16 protein-coding genes are annotated in these 14,919 nt (G+C 65.5%); 10 read left to right on the forward strand and 6 right to left on the reverse strand.

All coding sequences use genetic code 11. The annotated features are described in order from the left end of the window. Window positions 1–49: 49 nt before the first annotated feature. A complete protein-coding gene (locus ACAG24_RS09395) occupies window positions 50–988 on the reverse strand; it encodes a DUF732 domain-containing protein (RefSeq protein ID WP_370472102.1) in 939 nt (312 codons plus the stop codon). 6 nt (window positions 989–994) lie between these two features. Beyond that, entirely contained in the window at window positions 995–2,098 is a 1,104-nt protein-coding gene (locus ACAG24_RS09400; protein ID WP_370472101.1) for a hypothetical protein, read from the reverse strand. A gap of 296 nt (window positions 2,099–2,394) precedes the next feature. Here ACAG24_RS09400 and ACAG24_RS09405 point away from each other — a divergent pair, with 296 nt between their 5' ends. Then, complete coding sequence (locus ACAG24_RS09405; RefSeq protein WP_370472100.1) at window positions 2,395–2,694, forward strand: DUF732 domain-containing protein; 300 nt, start codon at window positions 2,395–2,397, stop codon at window positions 2,692–2,694. A 115-nt stretch (window positions 2,695–2,809) separates the two neighbouring features. Here the strand turns inward: ACAG24_RS09405 and ACAG24_RS09410 are convergent, their stop codons facing one another. Next, entirely contained in the window at window positions 2,810–3,997 is a 1,188-nt protein-coding gene (locus ACAG24_RS09410) for an ROK family protein (RefSeq protein WP_370472099.1), read from the reverse strand. Window positions 3,998–4,079: 82 nt separating this feature from the next. Between ACAG24_RS09410 and ACAG24_RS09415 the strand changes: the two genes are divergently transcribed. The 6 genes from ACAG24_RS09415 to ACAG24_RS09440 are packed head-to-tail and all read left to right on the forward strand — an operon-like array spanning window position 4,080 to window position 10,050. Then, window positions 4,080–5,042, forward strand: a complete 963-nt coding sequence (locus ACAG24_RS09415; RefSeq protein WP_370472098.1) for a sugar phosphate isomerase/epimerase family protein — start codon at window positions 4,080–4,082, stop codon at window positions 5,040–5,042. A gap of 17 nt (window positions 5,043–5,059) precedes the next feature. Further along, window positions 5,060–6,214, forward strand: a complete 1,155-nt coding sequence (locus tag ACAG24_RS09420; RefSeq protein WP_370472097.1) for an ABC transporter substrate-binding protein — start codon at window positions 5,060–5,062, stop codon at window positions 6,212–6,214. Window positions 6,215–6,224: 10 nt separating this feature from the next. Continuing rightward, window positions 6,225–7,292 carry an ABC transporter ATP-binding protein gene (locus ACAG24_RS09425; protein ID WP_370472096.1) on the forward strand — a complete coding sequence of 356 codons (1,068 nt, stop codon included), beginning with the start codon at window positions 6,225–6,227 and terminating at the stop codon, window positions 7,290–7,292. Window positions 7,293–7,295: 3 nt separating this feature from the next. Continuing rightward, window positions 7,296–8,222, forward strand: coding sequence for an ABC transporter permease (locus ACAG24_RS09430; RefSeq protein WP_370472095.1), 927 nt, complete (start codon window positions 7,296–7,298; stop codon window positions 8,220–8,222). After that, window positions 8,219–9,007, forward strand: a complete 789-nt coding sequence (locus tag ACAG24_RS09435) for an ABC transporter permease (protein ID WP_370472094.1) — start codon at window positions 8,219–8,221, stop codon at window positions 9,005–9,007. Before ACAG24_RS09430 ends, ACAG24_RS09435 begins: the two co-directional genes overlap by 4 nt. After that, window positions 9,004–10,050, forward strand: coding sequence for a Gfo/Idh/MocA family protein (locus tag ACAG24_RS09440; protein WP_370472093.1), 1,047 nt, complete (start codon window positions 9,004–9,006; stop codon window positions 10,048–10,050). Before ACAG24_RS09435 ends, ACAG24_RS09440 begins: the two co-directional genes overlap by 4 nt. 67 nt (window positions 10,051–10,117) lie before the next feature. Here ACAG24_RS09440 and ACAG24_RS09445 read toward each other — a convergent pair whose 3' ends face one another. After that, the gene (locus ACAG24_RS09445) at window positions 10,118–10,624 is read right to left on the reverse strand and encodes a MarR family transcriptional regulator (RefSeq protein ID WP_370472092.1); all 507 of its coding nucleotides are present in this window, start codon (window positions 10,622–10,624) and stop codon (window positions 10,118–10,120) included. A 131-nt stretch (window positions 10,625–10,755) separates the two neighbouring features. Between ACAG24_RS09445 and ACAG24_RS09450 the strand changes: the two genes are divergently transcribed. Then, on the forward strand, window positions 10,756–11,574 hold the full coding sequence (locus ACAG24_RS09450; RefSeq protein ID WP_370472091.1) for an EamA family transporter: 819 nt from the start codon (window positions 10,756–10,758) through the stop codon (window positions 11,572–11,574). Window positions 11,575–11,686: 112 nt separating this feature from the next. Here ACAG24_RS09450 and ACAG24_RS09455 read toward each other — a convergent pair whose 3' ends face one another. After that, complete coding sequence (locus tag ACAG24_RS09455; RefSeq protein ID WP_370472090.1) at window positions 11,687–12,496, reverse strand: DUF1206 domain-containing protein; 810 nt, start codon at window positions 12,494–12,496, stop codon at window positions 11,687–11,689. A 57-nt stretch (window positions 12,497–12,553) separates the two neighbouring features. Between ACAG24_RS09455 and ACAG24_RS09460 the strand changes: the two genes are divergently transcribed. After that, window positions 12,554–12,865: a hypothetical protein gene (locus ACAG24_RS09460; RefSeq protein ID WP_370472089.1), complete on the forward strand. Its 312-nt coding sequence runs from the start codon at window positions 12,554–12,556 to the stop codon at window positions 12,863–12,865. Between the two features lie 38 nt (window positions 12,866–12,903). Next, the gene (locus ACAG24_RS09465; RefSeq protein WP_370472088.1) at window positions 12,904–13,419 is read left to right on the forward strand and encodes a hypothetical protein; all 516 of its coding nucleotides are present in this window, start codon (window positions 12,904–12,906) and stop codon (window positions 13,417–13,419) included. Window positions 13,420–13,570: 151 nt separating this feature from the next. Here the strand turns inward: ACAG24_RS09465 and ACAG24_RS09470 are convergent, their stop codons facing one another. Then, on the reverse strand, window positions 13,571–14,917 hold the full coding sequence (locus tag ACAG24_RS09470; RefSeq protein ID WP_370472087.1) for an MFS transporter: 1,347 nt from the start codon (window positions 14,915–14,917) through the stop codon (window positions 13,571–13,573). Window positions 14,918–14,919 lie beyond the last annotated feature (2 nt).

Raw genomic sequence — 14,919 nt, forward strand, 5'->3', positions numbered from 1 at the left:
CGGAGCGATTCGCGACGGAAGGGAGAGCGGAGGTCAACCAACGCGCCCCTCACCCCAGCACCAACGCCACACCACCAGCCTGCAGCTCGTCGAACGAGTAGCTGAGCTCGCCTCGCTTCCCCACTGCCACGACGTAGCGGTCCTGGCCTTCGGTGACGTCGAACGTGAATCCGAACGTACACATGTACCGGCCACCCTTTCCCTCTTCCAGGTAGGTCGTCGTGAGAATTTCGCCCGTGCCATTCTTCACCGTCACCGGCGTCCCCGGATTTACATCCGAGTAGCCACTCGCACCGACGCAGGATGTCCCGTCGACCTCGATCGCCGGCGAATACGGATTCGGATCTTCGTCGTTGAGCGTGAAGCTCCCGGAGATCGTCGCCGTCTCTAACACGTGGAAGCCTTCGACGAACTGCGGGCAAAAGTACTGCACCGCAACCTCATCCGCTGGCATGCCCTGCTGCGCTCCCCCGCCTTCCAATTGCCGGCACACCTGCTTGCCGTGCGCGACGGCATTCGCATCAGAGTTGAACTCCGCCGAGAACCCCGACTGCTTCAACGCCGTCAGATACCGGTCGTCGACCGTCGTGCGGTCGCGATTCAGGTACATGTAAGCGCCGATCCCGCCACCGACCAACGCGAGCACCGCCACCGCGGCCGCCACCGCAACCCACACACGACGGCCGCGACGGGCGCTCTCAACCGAAACCGGTTCGACCCCAGCTTGTTCGAGTTGTTGCTTACCCAGTGGGTCGAGTGCCTCCACGCCGCCATCGCGAATCAGATCGGTGGGTTGCCCTCCCACGAAGTAGCGGCCCTCATGCCGGCCCGTTGGATCCGGCATCCAGCCCGCGCCAGCCGCGCTGACAACTCCACCGGGCGCTCCGTACGCCGACTCGTGCCACGTCCCGTTCACATTGACCGCGCCACACCCGGTGCACCGCATCGCATCCGTCAGACCACCACCACAGAACACACAGAAGCTCACCGCTGCCTACTTCCTGTACACCGTGGTGCCTTCGACACCGAAGAGGGAACTGACGAACTTGGCGAAGCAGTCGTCGACGCCCAAGCCCTGAGAGTCGCACCACCCGTTGGCTTCTGCCGGTGCCAGATTCGGCACACCAACGACAGTGATCCACCAATCGGACGCATTGAACGTCGTCCACTGACCCGACGACACCAGACGCACGCCGTCGTACCTGGCACGCAGCGCAAGATGGTCCCGCAGCACGTCAGCGCTCGTCAACGTCTTGCCGTCGACTTCCAGTCCCGCCTTCTTCGAACTGATCTGCGGCACCCAACGATTGGCGATCGACCCCGACACGTACGCGTAGTCCGCATCTCGGATCTCACGCAGCACCGCCTCAGCGACACCGTCGACACTGCCGTGCTCGGGCTTGGCCACCTCGCGTGCCACTAGACGATCCGATCCAGCCGCAGAGGACACGGCCGTCGCTTGCGGCCGCTCGCCGGGGTGGAACACCAGTTGCGGAGCGCCAGAGAACATCGCGGTCGTGCGCCAGTACATCCCCGCAGGGAACACCAATGTCCGACGTGCCGTTTGTCCAGGCTTCATCGTCACCGGCGCGGCGGAGAAGTCGAACAGTCCTGCTGCAATGTCACGCTGGCCCTCAGCAACAGTGATACGTACTCCTGAGCCGGCTTCGGTGTTGCCGCCAGGGCATTGGGACATGAACGCGGCACTCACCGTCAGCCCGTCGGGTGTCATGTCGACCGACTCAGCCTGCACCGCGGGTGCGGTCGTGCACTCGGGCACCATTAATGCCGGGTCCAGCGTTGCGGTGGTGAACGGGTCCGGCCGTGGCACGTCCGCCTCGTCCTGCGAGGTCCCGCCGATGAGCACTCCGACCAGTGCCACAACTCCCACGACTGCTGCACACGCGGCGACCACGCCGCCAATCAACAGGCCGGGTCGCCGCTTAGGCCGGTCGGCCTCGGCAACGTCGGCGTCTTCCGGGAAGGCCACCACACCGATCGGTGCTCCACACTCTCCGCAGAACTTATAGTTCCAGGCGTTGATGTGCCCGTACGGGCAGTACACCGCGGGCGATGCACCATCAAATTGTCCACTCATCGCAGACCTCGCACTTGCGCGGCACTCGCCGATCCGCACCGCGCACATCGGATGCAGGACTTCATTCCAGCAATGATTCGACAGCCCCCGGACAAAGGGAATCGGGGATTCCCCTAGTTGTTTGCGAAGAGAATCACCACTCGCAACTCTGGAACCAACCGTCACACAGACGTCGCTTCGCTTGCCCAAATCGAGGGGAATTCCCGATTCCCTCAACCTGGCCGGCGGCCCCACTATTGATCCACGAACCGGTCGATCCTCTGCGGGCGGCCGCTGACGAACGCAAGGACAACGGCATGAAGTACCTCGGCCTGCTAGGAATTGCCTGCGGGGCGTTCGCGATCGGTGCAGCCGCTCCGGCAGCCGCCGCACCCCAGGATGGTGCGTTCTTAAGCCGGCTTAACCAGGTCGGCATCACGTCGTCGAATCCGTATGCCACGTTCCGTGAGGCGTACGCCGTGTGCCGCCACCTCGATTTCGGTACCCCGCACTCGCGCATTGTCGGCATTGTTCTTAGCAACAACCCGGACCTCGATTACGAGAGCGCGGCCGACTTCGTCGTCCTCGCGTATATGACGTACTGTCCGCCGGCCTGACGTCCGCTAGGACCGGTTCACGCGCTGATGGGCCGAAGTTGGCAACGCGTCACCGCCGGGACAGCTCTGACGGCCGTGATTAATCCCCAACCACACCATCATTGCAATCCGGGCGTCAGCACGTCACCATCGCATGACACGCAAACTCCGCCGCGCCCACAGCCCCGTCCTCTCGCCCCGTCCGGCACGTCCCGATCACCAGCCCCTTCGTCGCCGCCGGCCGCGCATGCTCGTACACCCGCTGTCTCACTGCGGATAACACGACATTCTCCGCGCCCCGAATCCCCGTCGAGATGAACACCGCCGCGGGGTTCAGGATCGTCACCAATCCCGCGATCGCGTACCCCACATCCCTTCCTGCGGAACGCAACAGCGCCGTCGCGGAGGGATCTTCCAATTCGGCCGCCTGCCCGATCGTCTGCATCGACAGCGGCCCCGCCGAACGCAACTCCGCCAACGCCGGCGATGTCCCCGACGACGCCAGCGCCTCCGCCTCGCGCACCAACGCCGGCGCTGACACCGACGCCTCCAGGCATCCCGTGTTCCCGCACGCGCATACCGCGTCACTCGCCGGGTCGATGCACACGTGCCCGATATCTCCCGCGTACCCGTCGCTCCCGCGCACCAAAGAACCGTTCACCACCAGCCCGCAGCCCACCCCGCTCGAGACCTTCACCACGGCGTAGTTCCGCAGCCCCGACGCCGGCCCGCCCCGCGCCCGCTCCGACACCGCCAACACATTCACGTCGTTCTCCACATGCGCTGGCACCCCGAACCGCCCTCTGAAGTGGCCTCCGATCGAGACCCCCGCCCACGCCGGCATTGTCGGCGGCGGCTCCGACACCTGACCCACGTTGTCGATGTCCGCCGCGATCGATACCCCGATCAGTCGCAACACCGACCCCACACGAGCCACCGCGTTCTTCAACGCCACATCGATCGCCTTCAACGTCGATCCCGGATCCGACGGCGCGGCACAATTCACCATCCTTCGCGTCGCCACGGTCCCGTCGAGATGCATCAGCACCAACGACACCCCAGCCACGTCGATGTCCACCCCGGCCACCACGCCGAAGTCGGCATCGCCCAAAACAAGCCGCGTCGCGCGCCGGCCGCCCGTCGACTCCATCGATTCTTTCTCGTGCACAACCTTTTTCGCGATGAGCCCGCCGACCTCCGGCGACAGCCGTGACCGCGATACATCAAGCCGCTCCGTCAGAGCCGCCCGCGCCAGCGGGCCCCGGGTCAGCAGCTCCCCCACAACCCGGCGCTGTAGTGACGTCAACCGCACCAGTTCCGTCATGAATAGACGCAAGTTGTTCTAGACACAGACGGAAGGGTCTCATAGCGTCGAGAACGTCAGCAAGACCCCAACGTTCTAAGGGATGGCAATGAGGCTCGGCTTCTACACCGACTACAGCGGCGACATCGCTAAGTTCGCCCAGGACACCGGGTTCACCTCGATGGAGCTGTCCGCCTGGCCCCAGTCGTCGCTCAACGCCGACGAGGTCACCGACGAGCGGCTCAAGGAGATTCGCACCGACCTCGACAACCGCGGCATCGAGATCTCTGCACTGGGCTACTACCCCAACTACCTCGCCGCCGACGATGCCGAAGCCACCGAATACAAGCGCTACTTCCGCAAGGTCATGCAACTCGCCGCCCGCATGGAGGTCCCCGCCGTCTGCACGTTCGCCGGCATGACCCCGGGCCTCAGCGTCGAAGACTGCATGGAACCCTTCACCGAGCTCTACACCGAATTCACCAAAGAGGCAGAGGATCTCGGTATCAAGATCGGCATCGAGAACTGCCCGATGCTGCACCACAAGAACCGCACCGGCGAGAACCTGGCCTTCTCCCCCGAGATCTGGCAGGCCATGTTCGAGGCCGTCCCCTCCCCCGCCCTCGGTCTGGAGATCGACCCGTCACATCTGGTGTTCCTCGGCATCGACTACCTCCAGGCGATCTACGACTTCGGTGACCGCATCGTGCACTTCCACGCCAAGGACATCGACATCGACGAGCGCAAGCGTGGCCGCCTCGGCTTCTACGGCAACGCCTTCGGCCCGATGCAGGGATTCGGCAACGGCTGGTGGCGATTCCGCGCCCCCGGTTGGGGTGTCATCGACTGGCGCCGCGTGATCACCGCGCTGACCGACGTCGGCTACACCGGCAACCTCGACATCGAGCACGAGGACGAGGTGTTCGCCAAGGCTGCGATGTCCAAGATCGACAGTGAGGCCGACATCGTCGAAATGCTCGGAAAAGAACCCAACGCACTGGTTTTGGGATATCGCTATCTGGCGCCGATGATGCCGCTGGACTCTTCTGAACTGCTACCCCACTAACCCCTCAGGAGCCGGTCATGAGTCGCCTCAAACACATCCTCGCAGTCACCGCCGTCGGAGTCCTTGCCATGGGCGGGGTTTCGGCCTGCGGCAACTCCAGTGAGAGTACTTCGTCGTCCGGTACGTCCAGCGCCGGCGTGACGGAGGAGCCGGCCACCAAACCCGACCGCCTCGTCATCCGCATCTGGAGCGGCGACCAGGAAAAGGTCTATGCGGAGACCGCAGCCGCGAAGTTCACCGAGGAAACCGGCATCCCGATCGTCTGGGACACCACCGACGAAGCCGTCAGCTATACCAAGCTCAACCAGGAGATGCAGTCCAATCAGCGCCCCAGCGCCGACGCCTCCTTCAATGCCCAGCAGCGCGCGTACACCAACGCCGCACGCGGATGGACGATTCCACTCAGCCCCGAGCTCATCCCCAACCTGGAGAAGGTCACCGCCGAGACCGCGGCCCCGCCCGACCACACCGACGGACCGTGGGCCTATCTCAACCCCTATACGCTGACCGTGCCGTTCATCGTCCGCACCGACGAGATCGACCCCGTCACCGTGAAGACATGGGACGACCTGTTCAAACCCGAACTGCGCGAGAGCCTCGCCGTCGACACCATCTACTCGTCGACCGCCTTCGGCTTCGCACAGTCGATGGACGTCGACCCCAACGACAACCCGCCCGCCGGCATGGACCCCGTCTGGTCGAAGATCTCCGAGCTCAAGCCCAACCTTGCCCAGCTCGGCTCCAACTCCGACCTGGTGACCGCGCTGTCCTCGGGTTCGGTGAAGATAGCGGTCAGCAACTCGGGCACGGGTATCCAAGCTCAGAACGCCGGCGCCCCCGTCGCGCTCGTGGCGCCGACCGAGGGCATCTACGTCGTCGGCGACGCTTACTACATCCATAAGGGCATTCCCGACGAGAACGCCTACTATGCACAGATTTTCGCGAATTTCCTGCTTGATCCCGAGGTGCAGTCCGTGGTGGCTGACAAGCTCGGCCTGATCCCCGTCAACCCCGATGCCACCGTGCCCGCCTATATGGCCGACAACAAGGCCGTTTTCCCGCGCAGCGCCGAAGACCTGGAAGCCGTCAAGGCGATCGTGGCGCCCATCCCTCTGATGGCGAAGAATGACGAAGCATGGCAGAAGGCGTACGACGCCGCGATCGGCCGCTAGGACGCACGTGATGACCTCGACCGCCGCCATCCGGGTGGAGCACGTCGTCAAGACATACGGCCACATGACCGTGCTCGACGACGTGTCCGTCGAGATCGGCGACGGCGAGTTCTTCACTCTCCTCGGCCCGTCGGGCTCGGGCAAGTCGACGCTGCTGCGCGTCATCGCCGGGCTGCTCGACGCCGACCGCGGCGACGTCGTCATCGGCGGCTCCTGCATGACCGGCCGTCCAGCGCACACCCGCGAACTCGGTGTCGTCTTCCAGTCGCTGGCGCTGTTCCCGCACCTATCTGTCGGTGATAACGTCGGCTTCCCGCTGCGGATGCGCCGCGTCGGCCGCAAGGAGATCGCCCGCCGCGTCAGCGAGGCACTGGATCTCGTCCAGCTGCCCAATCTGGCGCACCGGGCCGTCAGCGAGCTCTCCGGCGGGCAGAGCCAGCGCGTCGCCCTCGCCCGCGCCCTCGTCTACGAACCGCGCATCCTGCTGCTCGATGAACCGCTGTCCGCGCTCGACCGCCGCCTGCGCGAATCCATGCAGCTCGAACTCACCCGCATCCACCGCGAACTCGGCGTCACCATCGTCAACGTGACCCACGACCAGCGCGAAGCCCTGATGGTCAGCGACCGCATCGCCGTCATGGACGCCGGCCGCATCGTCCAATGCGGCCGCGGCACCGAGCTGTATGCATTCCCCGCAACGACTTTCGTCGCCGGCTTTCTCGGCGACCCACTGCTGCTCGAAGGGTCCATCGACACCGCGGGCACGCTGCGCTGCGACAACGTCGATGTCTCCGTCGGACCGTCCGTCCCCCTCGGACGCGCGACCGCCGTCATGCGGCCCGAACGCCTGCGCCTCGTCCCCGCCGACGACCGGCACTGCTATGACAACGGCCTACCCGGCAAGGTGCTGTTCTCCGCGTTCGACGGCCAGGGCACCTTCTACCAGGTGCGGCTCGAATGCGGCCCGACTGCCGCCGTCCACATCCCGGCCGGCCGCAACGGCGCCACCCACGACGTCGGCGACGCGGTCGTCGTCGCCTGGAACGCCGACGACGTCCCCATCGTCACGCAGGCCTGACCGATGCACTCCCGCAACGTTTCCGAGCAGTGGCGTACCTCCGACACTCCTGCGTTGTTCCGAGTCGTCGACGGCCTCATTGTGGTCCGCACCGCGTTCAGCAAGGCAGTACCCACGCGGCTCGGCCGCGTCGCGGCGCTGATCCCCGGGCTGATCCTCGCCGCGTCGCTCGTCGCCGGGCTCGGCGTGCTGTTGTGGAGCAGCATCCACGATTACGACAGCTTCCTCGCTACCCAAGGCGACCTGTCCCTGACGCAGTACAGCGACCTCGTCACCGACCCGCAGTTCCACACCGTCCTGATCCGGTCGCTTGTGATGGCGGTGCTGGTGCCGATGGTCGCGATCGCCATCGCGATCCCGTACACGTTGACGCTGAGCCGGATTCGGCTGCGCTGGCTGCGCCTCGCTTTGCTCATCGGGGTGTTCATCCCGATGCTCACCGGCGATATCACCCGTACCTTCGGCCTGCTCGTGACGATCGGGCCGGGAGGGCCCATCGAATGGCTCACCGGCGCGCACCTCGTCGGCGGACTGTGGGGCATCGGGATCGGCATCGTGCAGATCCTGCTGCCCGCCGCCGTCGTCGTGCTCCTCCCCGCGGTGTTGCGCATCAACCCCGAACTCGGCGCCGCCGCAGCCACTCTCGGCGCCAAGCCGTTCACCGTGTTCCTGCGGATCACGCTGCCGCAGCTGTGCGTCGGGATCGTCGCCGCCTACGCCGCCTGCTTCGCGCTGACGATGGCCGCTTTCGCCGACCCTGCAATCCTCGGCCGCGGCCTGAACAACTTCGTGTCGAACTTCCTGCAGGACCGCTACCTCGGCCTCGGCAACCCGCCGCAGGGCGCCGCAATCGGCATCCTGCTGCTGCTCATCGTCAGCCTCGGCACCGCGCTGATCCTGCTCATCGGACGCGCCCGGAGACGTCGGTGAAGCGCGCCCGCGTCGCCGCCGTCGTCACCGGTCTGGCTCTGATCCCCCTGCTGGCGCCGACGGTGCTCGTGGTGATGGCGTCGCTGTCGTCCGGCGAAGTGTTGACGTTCCCGCCGCAGGGCTTCACGACGCACTGGTACGCCGACATGTTCAGCAACGCGGCCGTGTGGACCGCGCTGGGTAACAGCCTCTACGTCGCGGGCATCAGCGTGCTCATCAACGTCATCTGCGGCGTGCCTGCCGCGTTGGCGCTGCCCAACGTGGGCCGGTACAGCCGAACACTTTTCACGGTGCTGCTCTCGCTGGGGTTGTCGTCGCCGACGATCGTGACGGCGTTCGCGTACTTCGACCTGTACGGCTGGCTCGGCGTGCGCGGCAGCCTGACCGCCGTTGCGGTGGCCGTCGCGGTGACGTGCTTCCCGTTCATGCTGTGGACGGTGCTCGCCGCCATCGAGGACACCGACCCCAACCTCGTCCCCGCCGCCGCGACGCTGGGCGCCGATCCCGTCGAGCAGTTCCTATTCATTCGTCTGCCGCTACTGGCGCCCGGCATTGTGACCGGCGCGCTGGTGGTGTTCGTGTTGAGCATGACGGACTTCGTCGTCAGCCAGGTGCTGACCAACATCGACAACCAGACGCTTCCGGTGTTCGTGTATTCCGGTCTGCGCGGGGCGATCACGCCCGCACTCGGCGCGGTGTCCGCGTTCTTCATCGCCGTCGTGGCACTGGCATTCGCCATCGTGCTGCGCCTCGGCAAGGTGGAAAGGTTCTTGTTCCGGTCATGAAAGCTGGCATCGTCGGAACGGGCTTCATGGCCCGCACCCACGCCGAAGCGTTGGCCCGCCTCGGGATTGCGGTCGGCGGCGTGGTCGGATCCCGTGCCGTGGACTTCGCGCCGACATACGGCAGCTTCGACGAGATGCTGGCCGACGTCGACGTCGTGCACGTCTGCTCACCGAACAACTTGCATTTCGAGCAGGCACACGCCGCGTTGCAGGCCGGTAAACACGTCGTCTGCGAGAAGCCGTTAGCGCTGTCGTCGTCGCAAGCGCATCAACTCTGCGCGGCCGCTTCGGAATACGGGCTCGTCAACGCGGTCTGCTTCATCTCGCGGTTCTACCCGCTGTGCCAGGAAGCGGCGTCGCGATCAGTGGACGCCCGGTTGATTACCGGGAACTACCTCCAGGACTGGCTGTCGAACGACACCGACTGGAATTGGCGCCTCGAGCCCGCGGTCGGCGGGCCGTTGCGTGCCGTTGGCGACATCGGTTCGCACTGGCTGGATCTCGTGAGCTATGTGACGGGCCAGCGGGTCGAGGCCGTGATGGCCGACCTGACGACGGTCCTTCCGACGCGGCGGCGGCCGACGGGAGAGGTGGAGACGTTCGCCGCGTCTTCCGGTCCGACGGAGCCGGTCGAGATGTCGACGGAAGACGTGGCTGGTGTGCTGCTGCGGTTCGGCGGCGGGGCGCGCGGAGTGCTGACGCTGTCGCAGGTGTCGCCAGGCCGCAAGAACCATCTGAGCTTCGAGATCAGCGGCGCCTCTGAGTCGTTGGCGTGGAACACCGAGAACCCCGAGCAGCTGTGGATCGGGCATCGCGACGAGCCCAACCAGCTTCAGCTGCGGTCAGCCGGTGACTACCCGGCAGGCCATGCGCAGGGCTATCCGGACGCGTTCAAGGCACTGTTCCGTGCGGTGTATGTAGCGGTCGACGGCGGCCCTCGCGACGGCTATCCGACGTTCGAGGACGGGTTCGAGCAGGTGCTCGTCGGCGAGGCGATCGCGGAGAGCGCGCGGCTCGGGCAGTGGGTGCCCGTTCAACGCTAGAGCGGCCCTGGTCTCCCGCGATGTTTCCGTTCAGCTCCACAATCTCCATCCGCCACTACCGCGGCGCTCAGCCTGCGGTTTCAGCGGGGCATTCAGCGCACACGTTGCGATCGCACAGTCTGCAGAGTCGACGCATGGCATCGACATCATCAATCACTGCACCGAAGACGGGCTCAACGAGTTCAGCGATGGCATGGATGTCCTGCTCGCCGATACCGGCCAACAGATCGCGGACGGCCGCCTCGCGTGCCGCCGCGAGCCTGCGCTCGGCCCGTCGTCCCGCAGCGGTGGCCTTGAGACAGACGGCTCGGCCGAAGCCTTGCTCGCGGCGAACCCAGCCATTCTCAACGAGACGGTCCACCAGGCGCACCGCGCCTGGGTGCGTGAGGTTGAGCACTCGGCGCAGTTCGTCAATGCTCATCCCGGGGTCCGCGACGATGGCGACAAGCGCGGCGGGGCCGTTGCCGGTGATCCCCACGGAACGCTCGGCGGCGGCACGCACCACATCGGAGACCGCGTTGGCCCACGCAGCGATTACGTTCAGGTCGCGGCGGGTATCGGCATCGATATGCATGACTCATATCATCGCATTGCCCTCAGGGATGTACCGGACGCATCACCGAGCCGTCAGCCGGACCGGTCAGACTACGGAGGTCTTGTCTGGTGACGATTCTTCTTGCCCTGGCGTCCTCAGCACTGTGGGGTGTGGCGGATTTCTTCGGAGGCAAAGTCTCCCGTGGACGCTCTACGGCGGCAGTTGTCCTGATCTCGCAGGCAGCAGGACTAGTGATAGTGCTTGTGGTCGCAGCGACGTCAGGATCATTTGCGGCTCCGACCGGATACCTACTCTGGGCCGTGGGCGCGGGATTGTCAGGCGCCGCAGCAGTTTTCCTGTTCTACCAAGCGTTGTCCATTGGGACGATGTCCATCATCGCTCCGATTGCCGCGCTCGGAGTCATCGTTCCTGTCGCCATCAGCGTGTCGAGCGGCGTCATCCCCTCGGCACTGTGCCTGATCGGCATTGCGACAGCGATTGCAGGCGTCGTCATCGCAGCGCGAGGCCATGGAACAACGGTACGCGCGAAGCGACATGGCGTCTCGGTCGTTCTGGCGATCGGCTCCGCTGGCGGGTTCGGCCTTCTGCAGTATGCGATCGCGGGCGGATCGTCACACTCGACCGTGATGACCATGGTCGTCATGCGATGCACGTCCGTTCCCCTGCTCGCTGCGGCGACGTGCTTCGCCTTCCGGGCAGGCGGACACCGCCAATCCGGAGAACGCTTTTCGGCCCGCATCATCGCGCTCATAATCGTCATAGGTATCTTCGACGTGAGCGCGAATCTCATGTTCGCCGAGGCAAGCGTGTCAGGAAACCTCGCTGTGGTGGCCACGCTCGGATCCCTCTATCCCGCCGCGACCGTGCTGCTGGCGCGCATCTTCGAGCACGAGAAGCTCTCGCGGTCGCAAAATGCCGGCGTGCTGGGCGCCCTGATCGGAGTCGCCATGATCACCGCCGCCTCCTGAAACTCCCCTAGCCTCAAAACAGTTCCTGATGGCCCGAATCGACGCCGCCGAGATAGGACTGAGGGTCATGGTCCGCGGACCAATCACAGCCCTGAGCGCTATCTCGCGACCATCACATCCGCGAGAACCGCGTCATCGCAAACATGTACAACCCGTACGCCGCGAAGCCGACTGCGGCGACCAGCAAGGTCGTCTGCCCGAACTGCGTCTTCCCCAACGCCTCAACCGCCGCGTCGAGCCCTGTCGCCCTCGTCGGATCGTGCAGCACCACCGCGCCAATGACCAGAATCCCCGCCGCGATCAACACCAGGCCCTCCGCGACGTGACCGCACACACCCAGCACCGTGATCAGTGGCCCACCCGAAACCTTCAGATCGGCGAGGAACTTCCGCCACGCGCCCTTGTAGACGAAGTAGCCGCCGAACGCGACGATGGCGACCCCGATGCCAATCAGGACGACCTTGCCGCCGCCCGTCTGCATCAGCCGCTCGCTCAGGCCTTCCGCCCGTTCCGTGCCCTTCCGGCCTACCCCCAGCGCGAACTGCACCGCCGTGAACGACAGCGCGAGATAGACCAAAGCCAAGCCAAATGCCTTGAGCCGGTTGATCACGAGGACGTCGCGGTGATGAGCGTTGACATGCTCGCCGGGATGCAGACCGATGACGGTCTCCGCTAGTCGCCACAACGCGAGCGTGACCATCCCGAACGCCACGATCCACAACGACAGCGATCCGCCCGGCTGCTCCGCCAACGTCGCGAGCGCACCCGTCTGATCGGCCTCACCGCTCACCCCGAACGCGATCCGCGCGATGATGTACGCGATCAGCATGTGCAGCAGACCGTTGACGGGATAGCCTACGCGCGCGATCCACTCGACGGTGCGGCTCTGGGTGGCCCGGTTGACCGCGCCCTTGAACTTCATGCCGGCGGTACCACGTGATCTCCTCGGTTGTCGTAGGGCAGACCTACCCTCGCCATTGTGATGGACGATCTCGCGGGCGCTGCTGACGCCGCCCTGACCAGCCACCAGTTCGTCACTCCCACCGACGTCCTCGTCGGGCTCGGCTGGCTCGACACGACGAAGGTCGATGCCTGGCGGAAGGGCTTCGTGACATCGCTCGACCGCTGCATCCGCGCGCAGTCCAGTGAGGTCACCGAGGCCATCAAAGCGCTGGGGAGGTGGGCTCTGGACCGAGACTTGAAACCGTGGGCCACCGACTACAGCGACCTCCATTCACCGCCGATGGCAATCCGCAGAGCGAGCGCGCCTCCCGGCTCCGCTGGGCCCTGACCGGAGACCCGGCACCGACGCCGCCCAGGCGGTCCCCGGTGAAAGCGTCACGGCTCGTATGGTTCTGCGCCAACTGCGGTGGCATCCACGATCTAATCCTCGATGACAGCGGCCTCTGCCTCGACTGCGCGGGGCTCGGCCATCTCGTGTTCCTGCCCTCCGGCGCCGCTGCGCTGACGCGACGCACGGAGAAAGCAGCACCCGTGTCGGCCGTCGTCATCCGTGCCAACACCCGCAACACGCGGCACGGCATTATTGCCGATCAGCGCGCCATCGAGCTGGCGGCCGTCGAGTGCCTCCCCGACGGCCAGCTGCTGCCCGGTCGCGATAAAGATCTACGACGCGACATCGCGGACGCGATCCGCGAGGAGTTTCCCGGTTGTCCGCGGGACCGCGCCGACGCCATTGCCTACGACGCTGCCCTGCGCCGGCGCCACGCCCACAGCGGAGCAACAGACCCCGACTACATCCGCGCGATCGTCCAAGATTCTGTCCGCCGCATCGACACCGTACGACGACCTGTCCCTAATGGGGCTTGCTCGCGACGAAGCTGAACGCCGAACCCAGGACCGTGTCGACGACATCCTCAAGATGTGGCACAGCGGCGTCGTCCTCCTGGACGCTTGACCGCCGAGCCTGCACTGAGGGTCGTGACCGGACGCGAAACCACACCCTCAGACCAATCTCGGCGACAGGACCCAACCCCTAAACCCGGAACGCCGAACCCCGCTCCCGATCCAGGAACGTCTCGCTCTTGTTCTTCAAGAAGAAGATGTAGACGAACAGCGACACCGCGATGCACACCGTCACGTACGCGATGAACAGCGGCACGTGCCCCTGCTCCTTCATCGCCTGGTAGATCAGCGGGGCGGTGCCACCGAAGATCGAGTTCGCCAGCGCATAACCGACACCCACGCCCAGCGCCCGCACCCGCGCCGGGAACAGCTCGCTCTTCACCAACGCATTGATCGACGTGTACCCCGTCAGGATCACATACCCGACCGCCACCAACGCGAAAGACGCCAGCGGCGACTGAGTTTCGGGCAGGAATGTGATCAACACATACGTCCAGAACAGCCCGCCGACACCGAAGAACACCAGCAGTGGCTTGCGCCCCACCTTGTCGCTGACCATCCCGCCGACCGGCTGCAGCAGCATCAGGAAGATCAACCCGAACAGGTTCAGCCACGTCGCCGTCATCGGGTCGTCCTTGAACGCCGTCTTCACGATCGCCGGCGCATTCACGCTGTAGGTGTAGAACGCCACCGTGCCGCCCATCGTGATCAGGAAGCACAGCAGCAGCGGCCGCCAGTACGTCGTGAACAGCTCGCGCAGCGACCCTGCGCCCTTGTCCTCGCCGGAGCGCGCCGCCTCGATCACCTCTTCCGACAGCGACTCGTCCATCGTCCGCCGCAGCCAGAACACCACGATTGCCGCCACACCACCGATGGCAAACGCGATGCGCCAACCGAATTCGCGCAGCTGATCGTCGGACAGCACCGACTGCAGGATCAGCAGTGTGGCTTGCGCCAGCACATGCCCGCCCACCAGCGTCACGTACTGGAACGACGAGAAGAACCCGCGCCGCTCCCGTGTGGCCGCCTCCGACATGTACGTCGCCGACGTCCCGTACTCCCCGCCCGTCGCGAACCCCTGCACCAGCCGCGCCAGGATCAGAATGATCGGCGCCGCAATGCCGATCGACGCCTGCGACGGCACCAGCGCGATCACCGCCGAACACAACGCCATCAACGACACGCTGAACGTCAGCGCCGCCCGCCTACCCCGCCGGTCGGCGAACCGGCCGAAGAACCACGACCCGACCGGCCGCATCACGAACGTGATCGCGAAGATCGCATACACGTACACCGTCGAGTTCTTCTCCGACTCCGCGAAGAACTGCCCCTCGAAATACGTGGCGAACACGGTGTAGACGTAGACGTCGTACCACTCGACGAGGTTGCCCGACGACCCGCGCAGCGTGTTCCAGATCGCGCGCCGTGTCTGCGCCGGCGTGGACTTCGGTTGCGGTGCTTCGGTACTGGTCGTCATCG

Source organism: Mycobacterium bulgaricum (assembly GCF_041287165.2).
GTDB lineage: Bacteria > Actinomycetota > Actinomycetes > Mycobacteriales > Mycobacteriaceae > Mycobacterium > Mycobacterium bulgaricum.